The organism is Arhodomonas aquaeolei DSM 8974 (assembly GCF_000374645.1).
In the GTDB taxonomy this organism is placed as follows: domain Bacteria; phylum Pseudomonadota; class Gammaproteobacteria; order Nitrococcales; family Nitrococcaceae; genus Arhodomonas; species Arhodomonas aquaeolei.
In genome coordinates, this window is record NZ_KB894801.1 from 46,159 (window position 1) to 68,606 (window position 22,448).

Annotated in this window: 25 protein-coding genes; 10 read left to right on the plus strand and 15 right to left on the minus strand. The window is 70.4% G+C overall.

The annotated features are described in order from the left end of the window. Window positions 1-80: 80 nt before the first annotated feature. Window positions 81-623 carry a DUF2062 domain-containing protein gene (locus C516_RS0102490; RefSeq protein WP_018716781.1) on the plus strand — a complete coding sequence of 181 codons (543 nt, stop codon included), beginning with the start codon at window positions 81-83 and terminating at the stop codon, window positions 621-623. Here the strand turns inward: C516_RS0102490 and lolD are convergent. From lolD to sfsA, 3 genes are read right to left on the minus strand one after another with little or no spacing between them, the layout of a single operon-like run. Further along, entirely contained in the window at window positions 556-1,275 is a 720-nt protein-coding gene (gene lolD, locus C516_RS0102495) for a lipoprotein-releasing ABC transporter ATP-binding protein LolD (protein WP_018716782.1), read from the minus strand. The two genes, C516_RS0102490 and lolD, sit on opposite strands and share 68 nt — an antisense overlap. Beyond that, the gene (locus C516_RS0102500) at window positions 1,268-2,515 is read right to left on the minus strand and encodes a lipoprotein-releasing ABC transporter permease subunit (RefSeq protein WP_018716783.1); all 1,248 of its coding nucleotides are present in this window, start codon (window positions 2,513-2,515) and stop codon (window positions 1,268-1,270) included. The genes lolD and C516_RS0102500 overlap by 8 nt, the downstream gene beginning before the upstream one ends. Window positions 2,516-2,533: 18 nt before the next feature. After that, on the minus strand, window positions 2,534-3,244 hold the full coding sequence (sfsA, locus tag C516_RS0102505) for a DNA/RNA nuclease SfsA (protein ID WP_018716784.1): 711 nt from the start codon (window positions 3,242-3,244) through the stop codon (window positions 2,534-2,536). 95 nt (window positions 3,245-3,339) lie between these two features. Here sfsA and C516_RS0102510 point away from each other — a divergent pair, with 95 nt between their 5' ends. Then, a complete protein-coding gene (locus C516_RS0102510) occupies window positions 3,340-3,606 on the plus strand; it encodes a hypothetical protein (RefSeq protein WP_018716785.1) in 267 nt (88 codons plus the stop codon). Here C516_RS0102510 and C516_RS0102515 read toward each other — a convergent pair. The 4 genes from C516_RS0102515 to C516_RS0102530 are packed head-to-tail and all read right to left on the minus strand — an operon-like array spanning window position 3,585 to window position 7,162. Continuing rightward, complete coding sequence (locus C516_RS0102515; protein WP_018716786.1) at window positions 3,585-4,625, minus strand: arginase family protein; 1,041 nt, start codon at window positions 4,623-4,625, stop codon at window positions 3,585-3,587. The genes C516_RS0102510 and C516_RS0102515 overlap by 22 nt on opposite strands. Further along, complete coding sequence (gene speB, locus C516_RS0102520; RefSeq protein WP_018716787.1) at window positions 4,618-5,538, minus strand: agmatinase; 921 nt, start codon at window positions 5,536-5,538, stop codon at window positions 4,618-4,620. The genes C516_RS0102515 and speB overlap by 8 nt, the downstream gene beginning before the upstream one ends. A 12-nt stretch (window positions 5,539-5,550) precedes the next feature. Further along, the gene (locus C516_RS0102525; RefSeq protein ID WP_018716788.1) at window positions 5,551-6,423 is read right to left on the minus strand and encodes a spermine/spermidine synthase domain-containing protein; all 873 of its coding nucleotides are present in this window, start codon (window positions 6,421-6,423) and stop codon (window positions 5,551-5,553) included. Then, window positions 6,401-7,162 (minus strand): GNAT family N-acetyltransferase, encoded by a 762-nt coding sequence (locus tag C516_RS0102530; protein ID WP_018716789.1) that lies wholly within the window; start codon window positions 7,160-7,162, stop codon window positions 6,401-6,403. Before C516_RS0102530 ends, C516_RS0102525 begins: the two co-directional genes overlap by 23 nt. Window positions 7,163-7,230: 68 nt before the next feature. Here C516_RS0102530 and mfd point away from each other — a divergent pair, with 68 nt between their 5' ends. The 4 genes from mfd (at window position 7,231) to C516_RS0102550 (ending at window position 12,867) form a co-directional block, all read left to right on the plus strand. After that, window positions 7,231-10,749 carry a transcription-repair coupling factor gene (gene mfd / locus C516_RS0102535; RefSeq protein WP_018716790.1) on the plus strand — a complete coding sequence of 1,173 codons (3,519 nt, stop codon included), beginning with the start codon at window positions 7,231-7,233 and terminating at the stop codon, window positions 10,747-10,749. Continuing rightward, window positions 10,749-11,360 carry a CsiV family protein gene (locus C516_RS0102540; RefSeq protein WP_018716791.1) on the plus strand — a complete coding sequence of 204 codons (612 nt, stop codon included), beginning with the start codon at window positions 10,749-10,751 and terminating at the stop codon, window positions 11,358-11,360. Before mfd ends, C516_RS0102540 begins: the two co-directional genes overlap by 1 nt. A gap of 79 nt (window positions 11,361-11,439) precedes the next feature. Next, the gene (locus tag C516_RS0102545; RefSeq protein WP_018716792.1) at window positions 11,440-12,294 is read left to right on the plus strand and encodes a helix-turn-helix domain-containing protein; all 855 of its coding nucleotides are present in this window, start codon (window positions 11,440-11,442) and stop codon (window positions 12,292-12,294) included. A 168-nt stretch (window positions 12,295-12,462) separates the two neighbouring features. Beyond that, window positions 12,463-12,867 (plus strand): DUF2000 domain-containing protein, encoded by a 405-nt coding sequence (locus C516_RS0102550; RefSeq protein ID WP_018716793.1) that lies wholly within the window; start codon window positions 12,463-12,465, stop codon window positions 12,865-12,867. 96 nt (window positions 12,868-12,963) lie between these two features. On the opposite strand, the gene C516_RS0102555 is transcribed toward C516_RS0102550, so the two are convergent. The 7 genes from C516_RS0102555 to C516_RS0102585 all read right to left on the minus strand — a co-directional run bounded on the left by C516_RS0102555 (window position 12,964) and on the right by C516_RS0102585 (window position 18,264). Beyond that, the gene (locus C516_RS0102555; RefSeq protein ID WP_018716794.1) at window positions 12,964-13,587 is read right to left on the minus strand and encodes a biliverdin-producing heme oxygenase; all 624 of its coding nucleotides are present in this window, start codon (window positions 13,585-13,587) and stop codon (window positions 12,964-12,966) included. Window positions 13,588-13,838: 251 nt separating this feature from the next. Then, on the minus strand, window positions 13,839-14,738 hold the full coding sequence (locus C516_RS0102560) for a DMT family transporter (protein ID WP_018716795.1): 900 nt from the start codon (window positions 14,736-14,738) through the stop codon (window positions 13,839-13,841). Between the two features lie 68 nt (window positions 14,739-14,806). Next, window positions 14,807-15,547, minus strand: a complete 741-nt coding sequence (locus tag C516_RS0102565) for an S-methyl-5'-thioinosine phosphorylase (RefSeq protein WP_018716796.1) — start codon at window positions 15,545-15,547, stop codon at window positions 14,807-14,809. A 49-nt stretch (window positions 15,548-15,596) separates the two neighbouring features. Beyond that, a complete protein-coding gene (locus C516_RS0102570) occupies window positions 15,597-16,175 on the minus strand; it encodes a hypoxanthine-guanine phosphoribosyltransferase (protein ID WP_018716797.1) in 579 nt (192 codons plus the stop codon). A gap of 86 nt (window positions 16,176-16,261) precedes the next feature. Beyond that, window positions 16,262-17,284 carry a beta-N-acetylhexosaminidase gene (nagZ, locus tag C516_RS0102575; RefSeq protein ID WP_018716798.1) on the minus strand — a complete coding sequence of 341 codons (1,023 nt, stop codon included), beginning with the start codon at window positions 17,282-17,284 and terminating at the stop codon, window positions 16,262-16,264. Window positions 17,285-17,288: 4 nt separating this feature from the next. Further along, window positions 17,289-17,780: a L,D-transpeptidase gene (locus C516_RS0102580; RefSeq protein WP_018716799.1), complete on the minus strand. Its 492-nt coding sequence runs from the start codon at window positions 17,778-17,780 to the stop codon at window positions 17,289-17,291. Continuing rightward, window positions 17,773-18,264: a CYTH domain-containing protein gene (locus C516_RS0102585; protein ID WP_018716800.1), complete on the minus strand. Its 492-nt coding sequence runs from the start codon at window positions 18,262-18,264 to the stop codon at window positions 17,773-17,775. Before C516_RS0102585 ends, C516_RS0102580 begins: the two co-directional genes overlap by 8 nt. A gap of 67 nt (window positions 18,265-18,331) precedes the next feature. Here C516_RS0102585 and C516_RS0102590 point away from each other — a divergent pair, with 67 nt between their 5' ends. The 4 genes from C516_RS0102590 (at window position 18,332) to C516_RS18325 (ending at window position 20,899) form a co-directional block, all read left to right on the plus strand. Next, window positions 18,332-18,772 (plus strand): YiiD C-terminal domain-containing protein, encoded by a 441-nt coding sequence (locus C516_RS0102590; RefSeq protein WP_018716801.1) that lies wholly within the window; start codon window positions 18,332-18,334, stop codon window positions 18,770-18,772. A gap of 97 nt (window positions 18,773-18,869) precedes the next feature. Next, a complete protein-coding gene (gene gpmA / locus C516_RS0102595) occupies window positions 18,870-19,565 on the plus strand; it encodes a 2,3-diphosphoglycerate-dependent phosphoglycerate mutase (RefSeq protein WP_018716802.1) in 696 nt (231 codons plus the stop codon). A gap of 13 nt (window positions 19,566-19,578) precedes the next feature. Then, on the plus strand, window positions 19,579-20,307 hold the full coding sequence (locus C516_RS0102600) for an SDR family NAD(P)-dependent oxidoreductase (RefSeq protein WP_018716803.1): 729 nt from the start codon (window positions 19,579-19,581) through the stop codon (window positions 20,305-20,307). Window positions 20,308-20,407: 100 nt separating this feature from the next. Next, window positions 20,408-20,899, plus strand: coding sequence for a DUF1499 domain-containing protein (locus C516_RS18325; protein WP_018716804.1), 492 nt, complete (start codon window positions 20,408-20,410; stop codon window positions 20,897-20,899). Window positions 20,900-21,507: 608 nt separating this feature from the next. On the opposite strand, the gene C516_RS0102610 is transcribed toward C516_RS18325, so the two are convergent. Beyond that, on the minus strand, window positions 21,508-22,293 hold the full coding sequence (locus C516_RS0102610; RefSeq protein ID WP_040409164.1) for a 3-hydroxybutyrate dehydrogenase: 786 nt from the start codon (window positions 22,291-22,293) through the stop codon (window positions 21,508-21,510). Between the last annotated feature and the right edge of the window lie 155 nt (window positions 22,294-22,448).

Consider the following 22,448-nt stretch of genomic DNA (forward strand, 5'->3'; position numbering starts at 1 on the left):
ACGGCCGGACGGACAAGCGCGCCGAGGGGTGACAATGCCAATGAGCGGGTTAGTATGTGCGCCAGCGACAGGGGGGTACCATGCCGAGGCGGTTTCTCAAGCGATACCTACCCGAACCGCATCGGGTCACCGGGCGGCGGGAACTGCGGTGGCTCGGCCGTCTCCTGGAGGACCCCTTCCTGCTCCACCTCAACCGCCGCTCCGTTGCCGGCGGTGTCGCCGTGGGGCTGTTCACGGCGTTCCTGCCGATACCGTTCCAGATGATCCTCGCCGCGGCACTCGCGATCTTCTTCCGTGTGAATATCGTGCTGTCGGTGGCGCTGGTCTGGGTCAGCAACCCGCTGACCATGCCCGCGCTGTTCTACTTCACCTACATGGTAGGGACGTGGTTCCTGGGCACGCCCGTCTTCCCCGCGGCCTTCGAGCCCAACCTCGCGTGGTTCTGGCACGAGCTGGGCGCCATCTGGCGCCCGCTGCTGCTGGGCTCGGTGGTCACCGGCCTGCTCGTGTCCCTGGCCGGCTACGGCAGCGTCCACCTGCTCTGGCGGTTCTATATCATCGCCCATCTGCGCCAGCGCCGGCGTCGTCGCCAGCGTCGCGCAGCCGGCCGTCCTCGAGGGTAACGGTTCGGTCCAGCCGTGCGGCGAGCGCGCGGTCGTGGGTGACCACCACCACGCTGGTGCCGTGATCCCGGTTTACCGCCTGGAACAGTTCGAACACCGACTCCGCGGTCTGCCAGTCGAGATTGCCCGTGGGCTCGTCGGCGAGCACGCAGGCGGGCTCGGTCACCAGCGCCCGGGCGATCGCTACGCGCTGGCGCTCGCCACCGGACAGCTCTCCCGGCTTGTGACGGTGGCGCGCCGTGAGCCCGACACGCTCCAGCATCGAGGCCGCGGCCTCACGGGCGCTGCGGGTGCTGCTGCCGCCGATGAGCAACGGCATCGCCACGTTCTCCAGCGCGGTGAACTCCGGCAACAGATGATGAAACTGGTAGATGAAACCGAGGGCGCGGTTGCGCAGGCGTCCCCGGGGCACGGGGCCGAGCTCGGTGAGGCACTGGCCGTCCACCCAGACCCGCCCGCGTTCGGCGCTCTCGAGCCCGCCGAGGAGGTGCAGCAGCGTGCTCTTGCCGGAGCCGGAGCGACCGACGACGGCGAGCTGCTCGCCCCGGCGGACCTGCAGGGAGACGCCGTCGAGAACCTGCAGGCGGTCGTTGCCCTCGCGGAAGCTCAGTGCCAGATCCTCGCAGGCGAGCACGGTATCGGTCTCACTCATAGCGCAGGGCCTCCGCGGGGGCGACGCGCGAGGCGCGCCACGCCGGGTATAGGGTCGCGAGCAGCGACAGACCGAGGGCGGCGAGGGTTATGTGCACTACATCCCCCTGATGAAGTTCCGAAGGTAAGGTGCTGATCAGATAGACATCCGCCGGTAGGAACTTGGTGTGAAAGAGCTGCTCGATGGCCGGCACGATGGTCTCGACGTTGAGCGCCAGCGCGACGCCGCCGAGCACGCCGATGAGTGTACCGGCGATGCCCAGGACCGCGCCCTGTACGATGAATATCCCCATGATGCTGCGCGGGCTGGCACCGAGGGTGCGCAGTATCGCGATGTCCGAACGCTTGTCGGTCACCACCATCACCAGGGTGGAGACGATATTGAACGCCGCCACGCCCACGATCAGCAGCAGGATGACGAACATCACCGTCTTCTCGGTCTGCACGGCGCGGAAGAAGTTGCGGTTCTGCATGGTCCAGTCGGAGATCCGGTAGAGCCCCGGCAGGTCCTGCGCGATCTGGCGCACGAGCCGCGGTGCATCGAACAGGTTGTCGAACTCCAGGCGTATCCCGGTAACGGCGTCCCCGGTGCGGAACAGCGTCTGCGCGTCCTTGAGCTGGATGAGCGCCAGCGAGTTGTCGTACTGGGACATGTCCACCGAGAACACGCCGACCACGTGGAAGCGACGCAGCCGTGGCAGCACACCGGCGACGGAGACCCGGGCCTCCGGGGCGACCACGGTGACGGTGTCGCCACGGCCGACGCCCAGCCGGTCGGCGAGCCCCTGGCCGAGGACGATGCCGTAATCCCCCGGAGTGAGTGCGGAGAGGCTGCCGGTGACCATGTTGTCGTCGACGCTGGATACGCCGCGCTCCTTGTCCGGGAGCACGCCGCGTATCAGCGCGCCGGTGACCTCTTTGCCCCGGGTGATCATGACCTCGCCGCGCACGTAAGGGGCGGCCCCCTTGACCTCGGGGCGCTGGCCGAGGCGTTCGGTGAGGCCGGCCCAGTCCTCCAGCGGCTGCTGGTAGCCGCTGACGGTGCCGTGGGCAACCATCCCGAGGATGCGGTCGCGCAGCTCCGACTCGAAGCCGTTCATCACCGAGAGCACGGTGATGAGCGCGGTAACGCCCACGGCGATGCCGAGCATCGAGGAGGCCGAGATGAACGAGACGAAGTGGTTGCGGCGTCTCGCACGGGTGTAGCGCAGTCCGATATACAGCTGTAACGGCTTGAACATGCCGGGCCCTTTGCTGGGTCAGGGACAGATGACGGGCACCCGCCGGGCGGGCTCGATGGCGTGGTCGCCCGGCGCGGCGGTGAAGGCGTAGACGCCGACGCCGTCGGCGATCGCCGCACGCAGTGCCCGTCCGTAGTCGGGATCGATGTCGTCGGCCGGACGGACCTCGGTCACATCCGTACGCTGGACGCAGAATATCAGGCTCGGGCGCAATCCCGCGCGGGCGAGGCGCGAGAGCACCTCCAGGTGGCGGGTACCGCGCGTGCTCACCGCGTCCGGGAACAGCGCGACGCCGTCCGTGACCGCGGCGGTGACGTTCTTCGCCTCCACGAACCGCTCCGTGCCGTCGCTGTCGGTCACCAGGAAGTCGGCACGCATGGGCTCGTCCGGCACCCCGACCTCACGCCGGAGCCGGGCGGTGTCGCCGAGCTCCGGGAACCAGCCCGCGGCCAGGGCGTCGGCGACCACGTCGTTGGTGCGCCCGGTGTGGATGCCCACGCGCACGCCGTCGGCCACGGCGACCTGCTCCCAGGTCCACGCGTACTTGCGTCCGGGGCGGGTGGAGTGGCTCAACCACACCGCCTGCCCCGGCTCGGCGCAGCCGAGCATCGAGCCGGTGTTCGGGCAGTGGGCCGTCAGGTGCTCGCCATCGTCGCACTCGACGTCGGCGAGGAAACGTTTGTAGCGGCGCAGCAGTCGTCCCCTGCGCAGCTCCCCCGGATACTCCAAGATCACCTCCCGGTGTGGCGCGGCGGCCCGCGGCGTCAGTTTTGCCGTGTCGGGGCCGGTGCTATAGTGGACGCGGTCAACAGGGAGTAAGTTCTATGCCACGCGTGTTTCTCGCCGTCCTGCTCCTCGCCTCGGTCGTCGTCCCGGCGTCGGCGGAGACGCTGCTGCTCGACCAGGTCGAGGCGACCAAGGGCGTCGGTCCGCACAACGGCGTGACCATGGAGACGGTGCGCGAGCGATACGGCGAGCCGCAGACCCGCGAGGGCCCGGTCGGCGAGCCACCGATCACGCGCTGGCAGTACGACGGCTTCGCCGTATACTTCGAGCGCAACCTGGTGATTCATACCGTCGTCCGCCGCTGATCCGGCGCGGGGCCGAGCCCGCGGGCGAAGGCCTCCGCGTAGCCGGCGAGCCCGGCGACGTCGTACCCCCCTTCCAGCAGGACGAGCACCGGCAGCTCGGTCGCGGCCAGCCGCACGCCGATCGCCTCGAAGTCTGCCGCCGTCAGCCCTACCGCGGCATCCTGGATGGTGTCCGTCGCCGCGGTATCGAATCCCAGCGACAGGACCACTGCGTCCGGCCGTGTCGCCGTCAGTGCGGTCAGGGCGTCGTCGAGCTGCGCCAGATAGGCCTCGCCGTCGGTGCCCTCTGCGAGCGTGGCCAGGTGCACGTGTGTCCGCCCGGCGCCGTCCCAGCCGGCGTCCAGGTGCGGGTAGTTCCGCCACGGGTCGGCGTGCAGCGAGAAGTACGGTGCGGCCTGGTCGGCGAACTCCACGCTGCCGTCGCCGAGGTGGTAGTCCACGTCCAGCACCGGGCAGTGCCGGCCGGCGGCGGTGAGGGTACGCGCGGCGACGTAGGCATTGTTGTAGAAGCAGTACCCGCCATAGCGCCGGTAGCCCGCATGATGGCCCGGCGGGCGGCACAGCGCGACGACATGGCCGCCGTGCTCGGCGAGGTGCGCCGCCGCCCGGCGCGCGGTCTCGGCGGAGTCCAGGGCCGCCTGGCGCGTCGCCCGGGTGATGGGGGTGCCGATCTCGGCGGTGAACATGCCGCCGCGGAAGCGCAGCGGTCCGGCGCTCAGGTCCCCATGGAAGATCGAGGGGACGTATTCTTCCCCCTCCTCCAGGGTCTCGCCGATCCCGCGGAGGAAGGCGAGGTATTCCGGGGCATGCAGCGCGGCGACGGTTTCCTCGCGGCCGCCTTCCACGGGATGTTCCGCGAGCGGCCAGGTACGGCCGAAACCGGTCAGGACCTCGCCGATACGCTCGGCCACCTCCGGGTATGGCACCGGCGGGTAGCCGTCGGAGAAGTCCCAGCGGGGCTGGTGGGCGGCGTGGCGGGCCGGGCGGAAGACCGGTACCGGGGTAACAGGTTCAGTCATAGCTCACCTCGGACTGGCTGCCCGTGGCGGGCGCCTCGTGGAAGCCCTGCCGGCGGCCCCAGCAGGAGATCATGCGCTGGCTGAGCTTGGCGGCGACCATCTCGGAGACGCAGCTCGGCTCGGGGACCAGCTCGACAATGTCGCAGCCGCGCAGATCGATGCGCGGGTTGGCGATCAGCGTCTCGACCAGCTCGACGACGTCGTACCAGCCGAGCCCGCCGGGCTGCGGCGTGCCCACGCCGGGCACCTCCGCCGGACTGAACACGTCCATGTCCACCGTGAGCCATACCGGGCCGTCCAGGCCGGCGAGGCGTTCGAGCAGCGCCTGCCAGGCGGCCGGACGGTGGAGTGCGCGGTCCCGGTGGCACTCGATGGCGTCGTCGTCGCGCACCCGTGCGGCCTCCTCGTCCATCAGCGAGCGAACGCCGGCGAGGAGGACGCCGTGCCCGGCCGCGCGGATGTGATGCATCGGGCACGCATGGCTGAGCTCGGTGCCCTCGAAGTGCCGGCGCAGGTCGGCATGGGCATCCAGGCAGACCACGGTGCCCGGCTCCGGCATGCGTGCCTGCACCAGTGCCGGAGTGATCGAGTGTTCGCCGCCGAGGGCAAGTATCAGCGGTCCGTCCGGCAACGCGGCCGCCGATCGGGCCAGCCGCCGGTGGTAGTCGACGGCGCGCTCGTAGAGCTGCTTGCCGAGCGGTGGTACCACGCAGATGCCCATGTGCATGAGCGGTGACCAGTTGCCGTCCTCCTCGAAGTACTCGAGCTGGGCGGTTGCGTCGAGGATCGCCTCGGGGCCGTTACGGGTCCCGGGCTTGTAGGAGACGGTCTGCTCGTGCGGCACCGGCAGCACGAGGATATCGGCCGTGTCGACCGGGCGGTTCGGGAGGAGCTGGTAACGAAGGTTCGACATCAGGTTATATTTTCAGGTTGCGGGTTTTTGGAGCTTTTCGTAGATGGAGACCGGCAACGCGAAGGTCGCCGCCAGGCTCGCCGGGCCGGTGGCCGGCAGGGCCAGCCGGCGGGCGGTGGCGCGCTGCGCGAAGCGCTCCATCGGCAGGGCATCGACATCGGGGAGACGCTCGTCGGAGGCCAGGACGTAGCTCCAGAGGTGGTAGAAGCTCGGCACCACGATGCCGTAGCTGGAGACGTTGGTGAAGGCGGCGTCGAGCGTCGCGCGCACATGGGCATGGGCCGCGGTGCGGCCGGTGGTCAGCCCACCGGCCTGGGTCGCGGTGATGGCCCCGGGGTTGAGCCGGCGGCGCAGGCGCTCGTAGAGCTGCCGGCTGTAGAGGGCTGCGGCGGGGTCGTCCGGATCGTTGAAGTCGACCAGGTCCCCGATGACGACGTCGAAGCCCTCGCCGGGTTCGTCCAGGAATTCATTGATGTCGCGGCATTGCACGTCGAGCCGCGGGTCCGCGAATGCGCCGGCGTTCCACCCCGCCAGGTGGGTGCGGCAGAGCTCGACGAACTCGGCATCCATGTCGACCATCACGACCCGGGTGACCCCGGGGTGGCGCAGCACCTCGCGTGCGGTCGCGCCCTCGCCGCCGCCCATGATCAGGACCCGGCGGGGGTCCGGGTGGACCAGCATCGCGGGATGCACCAGGGCCTCGTGATAGATCGCCTCGTCCGCCTCGCAGGACTGGATGTCGCCGTCGAGCGCCACGCACACGCCGTGGACCGGCGAACGGAAGAACAGATAGGACTGGAACGTGGTGCGGCCGGCGGCGATCACCGACTCTGCGGTGTGCTCCACCCAGTCGCCGTCCTCGCTATATTGACCGAAGCTCAGCATCCTCAATCCTCACCCTCTCCGGTATCCGCTCCAGCTGCCCGGTCAGCCGTGGATCCCCGGCCGCCAGACCGTAGCCGTCGATGAAGGCCTGCCGTACCCAGCGGGCGACCGTCGCACCCGGTATCGCCGTCGCCCACTGCTGGCGTGGGTGGACCATCAGCGCCATCGCCTGGGTGGCCGCCGGATCATCGTAGTGCGGCACGCGGTAGTCCAGCGCCAGCCGCCGGAAGCCGCAGCGCGCATACAGCCGCGCCGGGCGCGGCTCCGCCTCGACCACTAGCCACGCCCCGGGACCCTCGGTGGCGAACCGCCGGGCCGCCGCCGTGGCCAGTCGTACGCCGAGCCCCCCGCCGCGCCACCCCGGCGCAATGGCCAGGAACGTCAAGACTGTGCAGCCAAGCCCCGGCGGTACGTCCGCGACATAGAATCCGGCGATCCGCCCTTCCGGGTCCGTGAGCCGCTCGCCGCGGTAGCGCCCGGCATCCAGTCGTGCCAGCACCCGGGGCGTGGGCTCGCGCTCCCACGCCGGGAAGGTCGCCTCGTAGAGCGCCACGAAAGCGTCATCGTGCGGAGCGATCGGTTCCAGGGACGGTTCGGGGGTCATGGGCTCCGGGTCGGTCTCGACGAGTGCGTGCCCATCCGCGGGCGACTCCGCCCGGGGACCGGGCGTATGATGCCAGATTCCATCCGCCCCCATAAGGTCCGGCACGGCGTTACGGCTGGTCTGGTCCGGGCCCATTGAGTACACTCACCGGCCGGTGCCACTCTCGGCAAGCCGCCCAACCGCCAGCGTCCTCGAAGCTCGTCATGGCCACCACCGACAACGATCCCCTCGTCCCGCGCCTGCCCAAGGGCCCGGGCGACCGTCTCCACTGGTACGACCTGGCCGGTGACAGTGCCGCACTGGCGGTCGTCGCCGCCGCGCGGCAGCACCCCGAGCCGACCCTCGTGGTGACGGCGACACCACAGCAGGCCCAATCGCTGGAGGCGGCGCTGGGGTTCTTCGCCGGCGGGGAACTGCCCGTGCGTGTCCTGCCGGACTGGGAGACGCTGCCCTACGACGTCTTTTCCCCGCACCAGGACATCATCTCCCAGCGCCTGCGCGCCCTGCACGGCCTACCCTCGATGGGCCGCGGCGTGCTCATCGTGCCGGGGGCGACGCTGATGCAGCGCATCGCGCCGCCGAGCTTCCTGGAGGCCACCACGCTCTTCCTTGCGGAGGGGGACCGGCTCGCGCTGGAGCCGATGCGCGAGCGCCTGGAGCGGGCGGGCTACCGCTGCGTCTCCGAGGTCATGGAGCACGGCGAGTTCGCGGTGCGCGGCTCGATACTCGATCTCTTCCCGATGGGCGCGGACAGCCCGCTGCGCGTGGACCTCTTCGACGACGAGATCGAGACCATCCGGCGCTTCGACCCGGAGTCCCAGCGCAGCAGCGAGCGCGTGCCCGAGGTGGCGCTGCTGCCGGCGCGGGAGTTCCCCACCGGCGAGGAGGGTATCCGGCGCTTCCGGGGCAACTGGCGCGCCCGTTTCGCCGGCGATCCCACCGACAGTGTGGTCTACCGGGAGGTCAGCGAAGGCCACCTGCCCAACGGCATGGAGTACTACCTGCCGCTGTTCTTCGAGGAGACCGCGACGCTGTTCGATTACCTCCCCGAGGGCAGCCTCGCGGTCCGGGTGGCCGGACTGGACGAGGCCCTGGACGGCGACTGGGCGCAGATCGGCGAGCGTTACGAGCAGCGTCGCCACGACCGCGAGCGCCCGCTGCTGACGCCGGAGTCGCTTTACCTGCGCCCGGACGAGCTGCGCGAGCGGCTCAACGCCCTGCCCCAGGTCTATCTGCACGAGGAGGCGCCGGAGGGGGCGCACGGCGGCAGCATCCGTCACCCGGTGACGGGACTGCCGGACCTGCGCGCCGAGCCGGCGGCGGCCCGGCCGCTGGCGGCGCTGGAGTCGCTGCTCGCCGATGAGGCGGGGCGCGTGCTGTTCCTCGCCGAGACCGCGGGCCGGCGGGAGCGCCTCATGGAGCGCCTGGAGCAGGCCGACCTGCGCGTGCCGGCGGTCGCGGACTGGACGGCGTTCGTGGCCGGAGATGCCCCCCGCGCGATCACCACCGGTCCGCTGGAGCGCGGCTTCCGCCTGACGGAGGCGGGGATCACCCTGATCCCGGAGGCGGCGCTGTTCGCCGAGCGGGCCAGCCAGCGGCGCCGACGCGAGCGTCCGGAGCGGGACCCGGACACGATCATCCGCGACCTCACCGATCTCAGTGTCGGTGCGCCGGTGGTCCACGAGGATCACGGCGTCGGCCGCTATATTGGGCTGCAGACGCTCAACGTCGGTGGCGTGGACACCGAGTTCCTCACCCTGGAGTACGCCGGCGGGGACAAGCTCTACGTCCCGGTGGCCTCGCTGCACCTGGTCTCGCGCTACACGGGACTGGATACCGAGCACGCCCCGCTCCACCGGCTCGGCAGCGAGCAGTGGGACCGCGCCCGGCGCAAGGCCGCGGAGCGTGCCCGCGATGTCGCCGCCGAGCTCCTCGATATCTACGCCCGGCGCGCCGCCCGCGGCGGCCACGCCTATCACTACGATCCGGAGGATTACCGGCGTTTCGCCGAGCAGTTCCCCTTCGAGGAGACCCCGGACCAGGAGCGCGCGATCGCGTCCGTGGTCAATGACCTCGCCTCGGAGCAGCCGATGGACCGGGTCGTGTGCGGCGATGTCGGCTTCGGCAAGACCGAGGTCGCGATGCGCGCGGCCTTCATCGGCGTCCAGGAGGGCCACCAGGTGGCGGTGATGGTGCCCACCACCCTCCTCGCCCAGCAGCACTACCAGAACTTCAGCGATCGTTTCGCCGACTGGCCCGTGCGTGTCGAGCTGCTCTCGCGTTTCCGCTCGAAGAAGGAGCAGAACGCCGTGCTCGCCGATCTCGCCGCCGGCAAGGTGGACATCGTCATCGGCACCCACAAGCTGCTCCAGTCCTCGGTGAGCTATCACAACCTCGGGCTGGTGATCCTCGACGAGGAGCACCGCTTCGGCGTGCGCCAGAAGGAGCAGCTCAAGGGCCTGCGCGCCAGCGTCGACGTTCTCACCCTCACCGCGACGCCGATCCCGCGCACCCTGAACATGGCCCTGTCGGGCATGCGCGACCTGTCCATTATCGCCACGCCACCGGCACGGCGGCTGGCGGTAAAGACCTTCGTCAGCGAGTGGAACGACGCCCTGATCCAGGAGGCCTGCCTGCGTGAGCTCCACCGCGGCGGCCAGGTCTACTTCCTGCACAACGACGTGGACAGCATCGAGCGCGTGGCACGGGAGCTCACGGAGCTGCTGCCGGATGCGCGGGTGCGCATCGCCCACGGCCAGATGCCGGAGCGCGAGCTCGAGCGCGTGATGCTCGACTTCTATCACCAGCGCTTCAACATCCTGGTGTGCACCACCATCATCGAGAGCGGTATCGACGTACCCTCGGCGAACACCATCGTCATCAACCGCGCCGACCGCCTCGGCCTTGCCCAGCTCCATCAGCTCCGCGGCCGCGTCGGGCGTTCCCACCACCGGGCCTATGCCTACCTGCTCGCACCGCCGCGCCGGAGCATGACGGCGGATGCGTCCAAGCGCCTGGAGGCCATCGCGGCCCACGAGGACCTGGGTATCGGATTCACCCTGGCGAGCCACGACCTCGAGATCCGCGGCGCCGGCGAGCTCCTCGGCGAGGATCAGAGCGGGCAGATGCAGGAGGTCGGGTTCTCGCTGTACACGGAGCTGCTCGAGCGCGCGGTGCGCGACATCCGCGCCGGCCGCGAGCCGGCGCTGGACCGGCCGCTGAACCAGGGTACGGAGGTTGACCTGCGTATTGCTGCCCTGCTGCCGGAGGACTATCTGCCGGACGTGCACACCCGGCTGGTGCAGTACAAGCGCATCGCCAACGCCTCGGATACGGAACAGCTCCGCGAGCTGCAGGTGGAGATGATCGACCGCTTCGGCCTGCTGCCGCAGCCGGCGAAGAACCTCTTCCGGGTGACCGAGCTCAAGCTTGCTGCCGAGGGGCTGGGCATCCAGCGCATCGAGGCCGGTCCGGGCGGTGGCAAGATCGAGTTCGGCGACCGGCCGGCAGTCGACCCGGCGGCACTGGTGCGTCTGGTCCAGGAGCAGCCCGCCGTGTATCGTCTGGAGGGTCAGGAGCGGCTGCGCTTCAACCGCGAGACCGAGGACGCGGACAGCCGCATCCGCGAGGTGGAGGCGCTGCTTCAGACCCTCGGTGCCGGGAAGCCGTCCCCGTCGGACGACAGGGGCGCGGTGGAGCGCCCCGCCCGCGTGGAGTCGTAATGATCGTGGAGAACGCCATGCCGCGCCGGATCGCCGTCGCCGCGACCGCCGTCGTCCTCGCCCTCAGCGGGCTGGCCGTCAGCGGCGCCGCCCTCGCCCGGGACTATGCCGTGGAGGTCGTGGTCTTCCGCCAGTGGGAGGCGAGCGGCGCCGACGGCGAGAGCTGGCCGGACGTGCCGCCCGCGCTGCCGCAGGACGTGCGCGTCTCCCGCCCCGGCGGCGGCCCGTTCCGGCGCCTCGCGGCCAGCGCCTATCAGCTCTCGGGCATCCGTCAGCGCCTGGCGTCCGCGGACCAGTACGTGGTGCTCGGTCATTTCGGCTGGATCCAGCCGGATCTCGCCAAGGGGCGGAACCAGTGGGTGGCCGTCGGCGACGGTGTCCCGGCCGGCGAACGCATTCCGGAGACACCCGGGCTCTACGGGATGATGCGTGTCTACGTCAGCCGCTACCTCCATGCCCAGGTCGATCTGCGCTACCGCCGCGAGACCGGCGGTACCGTCTATCCCATGACCCAGAGCCGGCGCATGCGCAGCGACGAGATTCACTACCTCGACCATCCCTTGCTGGGTGTGATCGTCCAGGCGCGGCCCCTGGGGGACGGTGACGGCTAGCGCCGATGCGGCGGCACCCCTACCCGAACCGGTCCCGGTCGGGGGATGCCCGCCGGCGTGAGCCGCGCGTCATCCGACGATGAAGCCCGCCGCCCGCAGCCGGCTCTACGTGCCCGACTGGCGTCCCGGGGTTCACCTGCTCGACGCGACGGTCAGCGGTCAGCCCTTCGGCCGACACAGTCACGATGCCTTCGCTATCGGCGTGATCGAGCACGGTGTCGGCGGCTATCGCAGCCGGGGCACGCGCTACGTCTTCCCCCGGCGGACGCTGTCGCTGATGAATCCCGGTCAGCCGCATGACGGCTACGCTGTCGATGGTCGCATGGCATACCGCACGCTGTACGTGGGCGAGCAGGCGCTGGCGGAGATGCTGCCGTCGCGGCCGCGACGCGGTTTCCCCTCGCCGTATGCCCTGGATACCGGCCGATTCGTCAGCCGGCGTTTCGCGGCGCTCGCGCGGCGTATGGCGCTGCGGGGGCATGCGGGCTGGCGGCTGGCCGTCGATTCGCTGCTTCTGGACACCCTCGACGGCGTCTTCGTGCGACATGGGCGTGAGACGCCCACGACTCCCGGGCGGGAACCGGCGGCGGTGCGCCGCGTGCGGGACTACCTGGATACCCTCGCGCGTGATTACGCGGCGGCCGGACGAGCGCGGGAGCCGGAACGGTTGAGCCTGGGCGACCTCGCCACGCTCGTGGACCTGCATCCCCACTACCTCCTCGACGTCTTCCGCGAGGCGGTGGGTGTCCCGCCCTACGCCTACTGGCTGCAACGCCGCATCGGCGAGGCTGTGCCGCTGCTTGCCCGCGGTGATCAGCCCAGCGACGTCGCGCTCCGTCTCGGCTTCTACGATCAGCCGCACTTCGCGCGTTGCTTCCGACGCATCACCGGCGTGACGCCGGGCAGCGTCGAACCGGTCCGGCAGGTGTCCTGACCTCACTCCTGCGACCGGGGTGACCGGTAGCCCGTATATCGTGCAATCCATTCGCCCCGCGACGGGATACGCTCGCCCCGGAATGGTCACGGCCGCCGCCCGTGCCCTGCGCAGGCGTGTCGGTGGCTCGTGTCAACGGCGTGTTCCGAATAGCGAGGGCAAACAGTCATGAGCACGAAGAGCGTCATTATCGTGGACGGTTCGCTGCCGACCGGACTGAAAGCCAACACCGCGGCAGTGCTGGCCTTCAGTCTGGGCAAGGCTTGTCCGGAGCTCGTCGGTCCGCCCGTGCGCTGCGTGGACGGCACCGAGCTCCCCGGGATCACGACGACGCCCCTGCCGATCCTCGAGTCGGCGTCACCGGCGCTGGCGGCCCTCCATGGCGAGGCGGCCGCGGGCGGTCTGACGGTGTTCTGTTTCACGGACTCGGCACTGAATAGCCGGCATTACGACGACTACATCGCGACCTGTGCGGAGACGGCGAGCGCGGAAATGACGTTCCACGGCGTCCTCGTTCACGGCCCGAGGAAGGCGGTCAACCGCCTGTGCGGCGGCTTCCCTCTCCTGCGCTGACAAACCGGACGTCGGCGTGCCGCCCCGGATCCGCGTCAGGCGAGCGCGGCCGGCGGGTGTCCGGCGACGCGCTACGCGACGGTGCGGTCCGGGCTTCTAGGGCATGGCGGGGCGCTCAACGGGCATCAGGCGGTCCACGGCCTCCTGGACGAAGACGAAGGCGGCACGGGCGCCGGTGACGGCGCGATCCGCCTCCAGCGGTGTCAGTGCGATCGCGTCCAGGGTGGTCTTGAAGTCCCGCCAGTGCGGGGCGCGGCCGTCGGTGTGGGCGGCCATGTGCCGGGCGCCGTAGGTCTCGGAAAGCGCCAGCCCCTGACGTGCCTCCCGGAGCAGGACCGCGGCCCCCATGCGCGAGCCCTCGTGGGTGTAGATCCAGCCCAGGGCCTCGGGGCGGCCGGGGATGGTGACCGCCGCTGCCGCGCGGCGATCCCGCTCCAGGGCGTCCTCCGGGATGCCGAGGTCGATGCAGTCGGCCTTCACCGCCTCAAGGCGGTCGAGCGCCGCCAGCCCGGGCAGATCGGCCTGCAGCCGTGGATCGCGGTACAGCGGCGCGGTGACGTGGTGCAGCCGGAGCTGAACGCGCAGGAACCGGCTGTAACGTTGCCGGTCCGCGAACGGGGCGGCGCCGGTGATGCGCCGGTCGAGTGCCTCGTGGACGGCCTGGGTCCCGACCTTGAGCCGCCGGGACAGCAGGGATTCCGGATAGGCAGCCTCGGGCATGGGTCGGCTTCTCCCCGTCATTGCCGTGGTAGGCATGAACGCCGGCGTGGCGTAACCTGCCGCGTCACCCTGACGCAGCACTGGGGTCCCGGACGTACCGTGACCGGCACAGCATGCCACATGTGCCGGGGCTGCCCGTCGATCCGTCCCGGTGGATGCGGGCGCGACGGCGACCTGCCCCACCGCCGCGGGCACGACAGGGGGCCTTCCGCCGCAGGGCGGTGCCGTTGCACCGGGATCGGCGTCCGGCCCTAGCGCGTCGCCAGCCAGGCGCCCAGGAGGACGACGGGGATGGCGCAGAGGGTGGCGACGGAGAGGGTCTCGCCGATGATCAGCCAGGCGAGGACCGCAGTGGTCACGGGGATGAGGTAGTAAAGGCCCGCCGCCCGGCCCGCGCCGAGGGTGCTGATGGCCTTGTTCCAGCAGAAAAAGGCGACGATCGAGGCACCGACCCCCACGTACAGCAGTACCGCGTAACCCTGCCAGTCCAGACCGTAGAGATGAGCGGGGTCGGAGAGGGTCAGCCAAGCGGGGGCGAGCACGAATGCGCCGAGGATGATGGTGATGGCGAGATTGGCCTGCACCGGGATCTCCCGCGTGAGCAGCCGGACCGTCACCGCGTAGCCGGAGAAGCAGACGACGGCGCCGGCCATGAGCAGCAGGGCCGGGACGATGCGTGTCTCCCCGCCGCCCCCCTCACCGGCGTGTCCGAGCGTGATGACGGCGACGCCCGCGAGCGCGATCAGCCCGCCGGTACCGGCGTGCCTGGGCAGACGCTCACGCAGGAAGACAGCGGCGAGAAAGGCGATTACCAGGGGCGAGAGGGTGTTGAGCAGCGCCAGTACGGCGGCGCCCGCGTAATGGCCGGCGCCGTAGACGAGCGTGTTGAACGACGCGATGCCCAGCACCGCGCTCAGCACGACCATGGCGAAGCGGCGCCGGATCGCGGGCAGCTCGGCGACGATGGTGCGTCCGAACACCAGGGCCGCGATGACGGCGGCGATGCTCCAGCGGGCGAAGGACAGGTCGAGCGGCGTAAGGGTCGCCCCCATGCCGCGCGCGACCACGAAATTGCCAGACCACAGGGTGATCGCCAGCAACGCCCAGGCCGCCCCGGCCAGGAGGCTGCGGGTATCGTTTTCCGTGTTCACTGACAGCCGCTCTCGTCTCCGGTCCACCAGGTCCGGAGGTTACGGCAGCACCGCTGCCGTAACGTCTCTCAGAAGCCGTTGATCATCGATCCGAGCACGCAGCGGACATTGGCCATGCCCGTCTTGAGGATGCGCTCGATCTCGCTCATGGCGATCGGCGTGTCGCCGTGCACGCCGGCGGCCCAGTTGGCGACCACAGCGCAGGTCGTGTAGGGCAGCTCGAGCTCGCGGGCGAGTACCGCCTCGGGCATGCCGGTCATGCCAACCATGTCGCAGCCGTCGCGCTGCAGGCGCCGGATTTCCGCGGCGGTCTCCAGCCGTGGTCCCTGGGTGGCGCCGTAGCAGCCGCCGTCGACCATCGCCACGTCGCACTCGCCTGCCGCCGAGAGCAGCCGGCCCCGGAGGGTGGCATCGTAGGGCTGCGTGAAGTCCACGTGCGTGACGCGGTCGAGATCCTGCTCGAAGAAGGTATTCGCCCGTCCCCACGTGTAGTCGATGATCTGGTCCGGTGCTGCCAGCGTGCCGGGCGCGAGCTCGGCGCTGATGCCGCCCACCGCGGCCACCGCCAGCACGCAGGTTGCACCGGCCTGCTGCATCGCCCAGATGTTGGCGCGGTAATTGATGCCGTGGGGCGGGATGGTGTGCCCGTAGCCGTGGCGCGCGAGGAAGATCACGCGCTGCTCATTGAGGTGGCCGTGGGTCAGCGGCCCGGAGGGCTCGCCGAACGGCGTGTGCACCATCTCGCGGCGGTCGATCTCAAGGCCCGGCAGCGATGTCAGGCCGGTGCCGCCGATAATCGCCAGTGTCATACCCCTCCCCCTGGTTGATGGTCGGGAAGCGCCGTGTGTGGGGCGGCGGTTACTCGCCCTCGTGATCCGGGTGGACCGCGTAGACGCCGCCGAGGTTGCGGAAGTAGCCCTTGTAGTCCATGCCGGAGCCGAACACGTAGCGGTCGGTCACGGAGAGCCCGGTGAAGTCGGCCTGGAGGCCGTGGTAGCGCCGGTCGTGCTGTTTGTCGAACAGCATCGCCGTGTACACGGCCTTGGCGCCCTCGTCACGGCACTCGTCGATGATGCCCGCGAGGGTGTGGCCCTCGTCGAGGATGTCGTCGACGATGAGCACGGTGCGTCCCTTGAGCGGGGTCTGCGGGCGCGCGAGCCAGATCACGTCGCGGCCGACGGTGGAACCGTGGTAGCGCGTGGCATGGATGTAGTCGACCTCCAGGGGGAACTGCAGCCGCGGCAGCAGCCGGCCCAGGGGGACGATGGCCCCCGTCATGACGCCCAAGACGACGGGCATGGTACCGCCGAGGCGGGTCTCGATGCGCCGGGCCATGTCGTCCAGCGCGCTCTCCACGGCGGCCTCCGTGTGCAGGATCTCCGCGGTGCTCAGGATCTCGTCCAGCTGCTGTGGCGTCACCGGGTTGTAATCACTCATCGGCGGTCCCTTCTGTCTCCACCGGGTATTGGGGCGTCGAGGCGCGCGATTATAGGCGCCTCGGCGCTACGGGGCCACTCGGGGGCTCACCGCTCGAGCAGCGCGGCCGCCTCGCGGGCGCGGCGCCAGTCACGGCTGGCGTGCAGGTCCTTCAGCGCGGGGGCGTGCCGGCCGTGTAGCCGGGCACGGCGCAGTGCGGCAGCGGCATCGGCACCGCCGTGCCAGTCCGGGAGCACGGCGTCCACCGCCCTGCCCTCGTTACCGATGATGACCATGTCGCTGCCGGCGCCGAGGGCGGTGCGGACGCGCTCGCGCAGGCCGCCGGCGACCGCGGCGCCCGCCATGGAGAGGTCGTCGCTGATCACGGCGCCCTGAAAGCCGAGCCGGCCGCGCAGGATGGTGCCGATCCAGTGGCGCGAGAGGCTGGCGGGCAGGCGGTCCTCCGCGGGGAAGACGATGTGCGCCATCATCACCGCCTCCAGCCCGTTCATGATCAGCCGCCGGAACGGCACGAGGTCCGCGTCGTGCAGATCCCGGCTATCCCGCGGATCCTCCGGCAGGGCCTCGTGGGAGTCCAGGCGCACGCCGCCGTGACCGGGAAAGTGCTTTGCCACCGCGGCCATGCCGGCGCGGCGCATGCCCCGGACGAGTGCCGCGGACAGAGCGGTGACGGCCCGGGGGGTGTCCGCCAGGGCGCGATCGCCGATCACCGTGCTCATGCCGTGATCGATGTCGACCACCGGTCCGAGGCCGAGGTCCACGCCCACGCCGAGCAGCTCTGCCGCGCCGAGCCAGCCAAGCTGCTCGGCGATGGCCTCCGCCTCCGCGGGTTCGCGCTGCCATAGCCGGCCGAGGCCGCGCTGGGCCGGAAGCCGGGTGAAGCCGTCGGTGAAACGCTGCACCCGCCCGCCCTCGTGGTCCGTGGCGACGAGCAGCGGCGGCGCGCGCAGCGAGCGGATATCGGCGGTGAGCGCGGCGAGCTGGTCGGCGTCGGCGAAGTTGCGACGGAACAGGATCACACCGCCCACGGCGGGATCGCGCAGGCGGCGGCGCTCCTCGCCGGTGAGCGTGAGTCCCTCGATGCCGATCATCAGCGGTCCGAGCGACATGGGCTTACTCGATCACCACCGGCGTGCCCGCGGGCACGCGGTCGAACAGCTCCACCACCGCGTCCGGGTGCATGCGGATGCAGCCGTGGGAGACCGGTTGCCCGAGCGGGGACTCCGGCGGGCCGCCGTGGATGTAGATGAACCGGCGCATTGTGTCGCACCGGCCGAGGCGGTTGTGGCCCGGCTCGGTGCCGCTCAGCCAGAGGATGCGCCCGAGGATCCAGTCCCGCCCGGGATGGGCGTCGGCGAGCGCCCGGGTATAGCGCTCCCCCGTCGGACGCCGGCCCACGAATACCGCGTCCGCCGGCTCGCCGGCGCCGATGCGCGCACGCACGATGTGCCGGCCCCGCGGCGTGCAGCCGCTGCCGTCCAGCTCGCCGGCACCATTGGCGCCGGTAGCCACCGGCCAGTCCGCGAGGACGGCGCCGTCGCTGCCGTACAGGCGGAGCCGCTGCGCCGCGAGGTTCACATGGATCCAGGGGGTGTGCTCAGTCACCGGTGCGCTCCGCGGCGGTCCACTCGCTGTAGGGGTAACGCACCAGCGAGACGTTGTAGTAGCGCGGCAGGTGGGAGACTTCCCGTCCCGCCCATTCGGGCCTCGTGAAGGCCTCTTCGGCGCTCGCGAGCTCGACCTCCGCGACCACCAGCCCGGCGTTGTCGCCCTCGAAGACGTCCACCTCCCAGGTGTGACCGTCCACCGGGACGTGGTAGCGGGTCTTCTCGATCAGTGGCCGGTGGCAGAGGTGGTCGAGCATCTCCTGTGCCTCATCGGCGGGGATCGCGTACTCGTACTCGCGGCGCTGCACGCCGAGGGTTGCGCCCTTGATGTTGAGCCACGCGCGGGCACCGGCGAGGCGCACGCGCACGCTGGCGTGGATGTCGCGGCCGAGGTAGCCCTGGCGCATGGGCTGGCCGGCGTCCGCGGCGTCGCGCCAGGCGTCGCCGGTCACCAGGAATTTGCGTTCGATCTCTTCGGCCATGGCTGTATCCGGTCCGTCGTGCGGGCAATGGTATCCTACAGCGGTGTCTCACCCCAGGGAGATCCGCATGCTTACCGCCTCGGCGCTGCAGGCGCGGTTCAATAACCTGATCCCGCTGAGCCGGGCCATGGAGGTGCTGGTCACCCGGCTCGACGAGGCGGGACTCGAGCTCACCGCGCCGCTCTACGCCAACCACAACCATACGGGAACGGGCTTCGCGGGAAGCCTCTACAGTCTGGCCTGCCTAGCGGGCTGGGGGTGGCTCTACGCGCTCACCCGCGGCGCCGGCATCGAGCCGCAGCTGGTACTCGCGGACGGGCAGATTCACTACCACCGGCCCTGCGACGACGAGCTCCACGCCGTCCTCGACGTGCCGGCGGATCTGGCCGATACGGTGATGGCTACCCTGGGGCGGCGTCGTCGGGCCCGTGCGGAGCTCACGGTATACCTGCCCGGTGCCGAACGTCCGGCGGCGACCTTCAGCGGCCGGTTCGTCGCCCTGCCCTGATCGCGACCCCGGCTCTGGTACACTGCGCGGTCCCGGCGGCCGCGTTCCGCTGATCCGCGGTCGTCCGCCCAATCAGCCATGACACAGGGGGGAAAGCATGAAGCGTCTCGTGCTGCTGCGCCACGGGCAGAGCGTCTGGAACCTGGAGAACCGCTTTACCGGCTGGAAGGACGTCGACCTCAGCGAGCGCGGCCGCGATGAGGCGGCCGGCGCCGGCCGTCTGCTTCGCGAGCACGGCTACTCGTTCGACTACGCCTTCACCTCGGTGCTTACCCGGGCGATCCGCACGGGCTGGATGGTCCTCGACGAGCTCGACGAGCTCTGGATCCCGATGACCAAGGACTGGCGCCTCAACGAGCGCCACTACGGTGCGCTTACCGGCCTGAACAAGGCCGAGACCGCCGAGGAGTACGGCGACGAGCAGGTCCACGTGTGGCGGCGCAGCTACGCAACCCCGCCGCCGGCGCTGGCGGAGGACGACGAGCGTCATCCACGCTTCGATCCGCGCTACCGGCACCTGTCCGCGGGTACCCTGCCGGCGACGGAATCCCTGAAGAGCACCCTGGAGCGGGTGCTACCCTACTGGGAGAGCGACATCCTGCCGGTACTCCGCGAGGTGGAGACCATGCTGATCGCCGCCCACGGCAACAGCCTTAGGGCCCTGATCAAGCACCTCGACGGTGTCTCCGACGAGGCGATTACCGGCGTCGAGGTGCCCACCGGCAAACCGCTGGTCTACGAACTCGAGGACGACTGCAGCGTGCGCCGGAGCTTCTACCTGCACGAGCAGTGACCCTGGAGGGGCCATGAGCGAGCCCGAACGCGTAGCGTTAATCACCGGCGGCAACCGCGGTATCGGCTTCGAGACCGCACGGCAGCTCGCCCGCGCCGGGATCAAACCGGTGCTCACCAGCCGCGACGGCCTGCTGGGCAAGGCGGCGGCGGACAAGCTCCAGAGCGAGGGACTGGACGTCGCCTATCATCCCCTGGACGTGACTCGCGAGACGAGCATTCAGGGGCTGATGGACTTCATCGCCAATGCCTTCGACCGGGTCGACGTGCTGGTCAACAACGCCGGGATCTTCCCCGAGCATGCGCCCTCGGACGGCACCCCTGCGCCGGGGATCCTGGAGGTGGATCGCGCCACCCTGGACGAACACCTCGCCGTTAACGCGTACGGGCCGCTGCGTCTCGCCCAGGCCATCGTACCGATCATGCGCCGGCACGGTTACGGTCGCATCGTGAACGTCACCAGCGGCTACGCCCAGTTTTCGCGCATGGGCCGGGGCTACCCTGCATACCGCTTCTCGAAGTCCGGGCTCAACGCCATCACCCGGCTTCTTGCCGCCGAGACCGACGGCGAGAACATCCTCGTCAACGCCGTGGACCCGGGCTGGGTGCGTACGCGGATGGGCGGCGGCCAGGCCAACACCTCGCCCCAGGAGGCGGCGGCCCGGGTCGTCGAGGCGGCCTGCCTGCCGGACGGCTCGCCCACCGGCGCCCTGTTGCGTCACGGCGAGGCGGTGGCGTGGTAGCAGGCCATCACCCCGGTGCGTCCGCGCCGCGACGACGCGAAACGCGCCGTGTGACCGGCCTGTGCCGCGTTGCGCGGCACAGGCCCGGGGCCGGTGTGTCATGACCCGTTTTCTCGGAAAGGCGCTGCTGGTCCTGGTGGTGCTGGCGGTAATCGCCCCGGCGGCGGCGATCGTCTACAGCGGCGCACCGCTCACCGCCCCGCCAGGCATCGTCACGCGCGTGGTGTTCTACCTCACGGACAACCGCGTGAGCACCGTGTCCGGCTCCGCCTGGCCGGAGCGACAGCCCATGGAGGTGTCATCGCCGCCGGACCAGACGTTTGCCGCGGCGCGCCGGACCGTGCGTGCCCTCGGATGGCAGGTCATCTCGATGAGTCACGGCGGGCACCGACTGTCCGCCGTGGACCGCACACCGCTGCTCGGTTTCGAGGACGACGTGAGCCTCCGTGTGGAGGCGGAAGACGAATCCGGCCGGAGCGTCGTGCACCTGCGCTCGGCCTCGCGCGTCGGCCAGGCCGATTTCGGCCGCAATACCGCACGGATCGTCGCTTTTCGTCAGGCCCTCCGGAAGCGGCTGGACACCGGCGGCTGACCGTCACCAATGATGCGGGAACGCGCGGAACGTGCATGGAGCCGGCGTTTTAGTCGGGCACGATCGACGCGGAAGCCATTTCAGCAGCAGGTACCGCCCTGGCCCTGAACCTGCCAGAGGCAGATCGGGCGCCGCCGTCAGACCGTAAGTGGCATCCCGCGGGACCACGGGGACGTCGCGCACCGCACGGTGCACGACCTGCACGGGATCACGGAGTTCAGGGGCAGGTCGGCTGCTCCCGGCAGCCGACGTTGCCGGCACCGCAGGACGGGATGTTGGCTGCCAGGAGGGGCCAACCTTGGGGTGGCTCCATCCTGGATGACGGTTCCACAGGACCCGCCGGTCCCGGGAGCACCCCTCTCCCCCGGCCCCTCTCCCGCAAGGGGAGAGGGGGGCGCGGCCGCAGGTCGGCTGCTCTGGGCAGCCGACATCCTCGCCACACCGGAAATGGACCGGTCGCCCGACCGCAGCCGACATTCGCCGGACGTGGGGGTGCTTCCGCACCGTGGGACAGGCGCCGCAGTCGTGTGACCTCTCGCGCCATCTGCGACGGCATGTCGCACACGGGCCCACGACCGTGCACGACCGACCGGATGGTGTCGCGTCCGCTACTGTGCGGTCCAGCCGCCGTCCACCGGCATGGACGCGCCGGTGATCTGGGACGCCGCGTCGGTGCACAGGAACGCCGCCAGCGCCCCGATCTGCTCGGGCTGGACGAACTGCTTGGACGGCTGCTTGTGGCGGACAAGCTCGATCTTGGCGTCGTCGATGGACAGGCCCTGCTCGTCGGCGATCTTCTGGATCTGCGCCTGGATGAGCGGGGTCTCCACCCACCCGGGGCAGATCGCGTTGCAGGTGATGCCGCGGTCGGCGTTTTCCAGGGCGATGACCTTGGTCAGGCCGACGATGCCGTGCTTGGCGGAGACGTAGGCGGCCTTGTTGACCGAGGCCACCAGGCCGTGGGCGGAGGCGGTGTTGATGATGCGGCCCCAGCCCTGGCGCTGCATGTGCGGCAGCGCGGCGTGGGCGGCGTGAAAGGCCGAGGAAAGGTTGATCGCGATGATAGCGTCCCATTTCTCCCGGGGGAATTCCTCGGTGGGGGCGGTGAACTGGATGCCGGCGTTGTTGACCAGGACGTCGATGCGGCCGAAGGCCTCGACACAGTCGGCGATCAGCGCCTCGACCTCCTCCGGCCTGCTCATGTCCGCGGGGTTGTAGCGCACGGTCACGCCGTGCTCCGAGGCGATGGCATCGGCGATCGCCCCGCCCTCCTCCCGCGGTTCGATACCGTTGATGACGACGTTCGCCCCGGCACCCGCCAGGCTTTCTGCGACCGCGCGGCCGATGCCGCTGGTGGAACCGGTGACCACTGCTGCCTTGTCTTTCAGAGTCATGATCCAGATGCTCCCGTCGTCTGATGAGGTGGGGACCGGCGCCCGATCCGGTGCTCATTATCGCAGTCTCCGCGCGCGCACTTGCAAGCGCCGCCGCTCGCCGGCTCCGCAGGCCGGCCCCTCCACTCGCATCGCCCGATCGGTTACGATCCCGG

What these genes read in the sequence shown, in the direction of transcription:
- C516_RS0102490 (WP_018716781.1), top strand. Translation starts at nt 81, where the DNA reads ATGCCGAGGCGGTTTCTCAAGCGATACCTACCCGAACCGCATCGGGTC.
- lolD (WP_018716782.1), bottom strand. Translation starts at nt 1,275, where the DNA reads ATGAGTGAGACCGATACCGTGCTCGCCTGCGAGGATCTGGCACTGAGC.
- C516_RS0102500 (WP_018716783.1), bottom strand. Translation starts at nt 2,515, where the DNA reads ATGTTCAAGCCGTTACAGCTGTATATCGGACTGCGCTACACCCGTGCG.
- C516_RS0102510 (WP_018716785.1), top strand. Translation starts at nt 3,340, where the DNA reads ATGCCACGCGTGTTTCTCGCCGTCCTGCTCCTCGCCTCGGTCGTCGTC.
- C516_RS0102515 (WP_018716786.1), bottom strand. Translation starts at nt 4,625, where the DNA reads ATGACTGAACCTGTTACCCCGGTACCGGTCTTCCGCCCGGCCCGCCAC.
- speB (WP_018716787.1), bottom strand. Translation starts at nt 5,538, where the DNA reads ATGTCGAACCTTCGTTACCAGCTCCTCCCGAACCGCCCGGTCGACACG.
- C516_RS0102525 (WP_018716788.1), bottom strand. Translation starts at nt 6,423, where the DNA reads ATGCTGAGCTTCGGTCAATATAGCGAGGACGGCGACTGGGTGGAGCAC.
- C516_RS0102530 (WP_018716789.1), bottom strand. Translation starts at nt 7,162, where the DNA reads ATGGGCCCGGACCAGACCAGCCGTAACGCCGTGCCGGACCTTATGGGG.
- mfd (WP_018716790.1), top strand. Translation starts at nt 7,231, where the DNA reads ATGGCCACCACCGACAACGATCCCCTCGTCCCGCGCCTGCCCAAGGGC.
- C516_RS0102540 (WP_018716791.1), top strand. Translation starts at nt 10,749, where the DNA reads ATGATCGTGGAGAACGCCATGCCGCGCCGGATCGCCGTCGCCGCGACC.
- C516_RS0102545 (WP_018716792.1), top strand. Translation starts at nt 11,440, where the DNA reads ATGAAGCCCGCCGCCCGCAGCCGGCTCTACGTGCCCGACTGGCGTCCC.
- C516_RS0102550 (WP_018716793.1), top strand. Translation starts at nt 12,463, where the DNA reads ATGAGCACGAAGAGCGTCATTATCGTGGACGGTTCGCTGCCGACCGGA.
- C516_RS0102555 (WP_018716794.1), bottom strand. Translation starts at nt 13,587, where the DNA reads ATGCCCGAGGCTGCCTATCCGGAATCCCTGCTGTCCCGGCGGCTCAAG.
- C516_RS0102565 (WP_018716796.1), bottom strand. Translation starts at nt 15,547, where the DNA reads ATGACACTGGCGATTATCGGCGGCACCGGCCTGACATCGCTGCCGGGC.
- C516_RS0102570 (WP_018716797.1), bottom strand. Translation starts at nt 16,175, where the DNA reads ATGAGTGATTACAACCCGGTGACGCCACAGCAGCTGGACGAGATCCTG.
- nagZ (WP_018716798.1), bottom strand. Translation starts at nt 17,284, where the DNA reads ATGTCGCTCGGACCGCTGATGATCGGCATCGAGGGACTCACGCTCACC.
- C516_RS0102585 (WP_018716800.1), bottom strand. Translation starts at nt 18,264, where the DNA reads ATGGCCGAAGAGATCGAACGCAAATTCCTGGTGACCGGCGACGCCTGG.
- C516_RS0102590 (WP_018716801.1), top strand. Translation starts at nt 18,332, where the DNA reads ATGCTTACCGCCTCGGCGCTGCAGGCGCGGTTCAATAACCTGATCCCG.
- gpmA (WP_018716802.1), top strand. Translation starts at nt 18,870, where the DNA reads ATGAAGCGTCTCGTGCTGCTGCGCCACGGGCAGAGCGTCTGGAACCTG.
- C516_RS0102600 (WP_018716803.1), top strand. Translation starts at nt 19,579, where the DNA reads ATGAGCGAGCCCGAACGCGTAGCGTTAATCACCGGCGGCAACCGCGGT.
- C516_RS18325 (WP_018716804.1), top strand. Translation starts at nt 20,408, where the DNA reads ATGACCCGTTTTCTCGGAAAGGCGCTGCTGGTCCTGGTGGTGCTGGCG.
- C516_RS0102610 (WP_040409164.1), bottom strand. Translation starts at nt 22,293, where the DNA reads ATGACTCTGAAAGACAAGGCAGCAGTGGTCACCGGTTCCACCAGCGGC.